Raw genomic sequence first — 672 nt, forward strand, 5'->3', positions numbered from 1 at the left:
AAAGTATCGGTAGGGGAGCATACTCACAGCGTCGAATGGTGTACGTAAGTTATCCTGGAGCGGTGAGTAAAGCAAATGTAGGAATAAGTAACGATAAGGAGGGTTAGATTCCCTCCCGCTGTAAGACCAAGGTTTCCCGGGCAATGCCAATCAGCCCGGGGTCAGTCGGGTCCTAAGTCTAAGCCGAACGGCGATGGCGATGGCAGAGACGGTTAATATTCCGTCACTGCCGCATGGGGCGACGTGGAGACGGAGCAGTGAAACCACCGCGGGGCGACGGAAGTCCCCGTTGAAGGGTGTAGGTGTTGAGGATGGCAGGCAAATCCACCATCCGAGCTGAACCTGACAGTACGGAGTCCTCCTCGGAGGAATCTGATAGTGTGGGTAATCATACTCCCGAGAAAATCCGCTAAGCTTAACCCATGCGGCACCCGTACCGCAAACGGACACACGTGGTCGGGTAGAACATACTAAGGCGTTGAGAGATTCATGGTTAAGGAACTAGGCAAATTGACCCTGTAACTTCGGGATAAAGGGTCCTCGTGATGAGCGAGGCGCAGAGAATAGGTCCAGGCAACTGTTTAACAAAAACACAGGGCTGTGCAAACTCGAAAGATGACGTATACAGCCTGACACCTGCCCGGTGCCGGAAGGTTAAGAGGAGATGTCACT

1 rRNA gene is annotated in these 672 nt (G+C 53.1%); it reads left to right on the top strand.

Going from position 1 to position 672, the window contains the following annotated elements:
- Positions 1 to 672: ribosomal RNA gene (locus NNC77_RS16570) — 23S ribosomal RNA — on the top strand; the annotation flags it as partial.

The sequence above is a fragment of the Segatella copri genome, from assembly GCF_024330485.1.
GTDB classification, from domain to species: Bacteria; Bacteroidota; Bacteroidia; order Bacteroidales; family Bacteroidaceae; genus Prevotella; species Prevotella copri_L.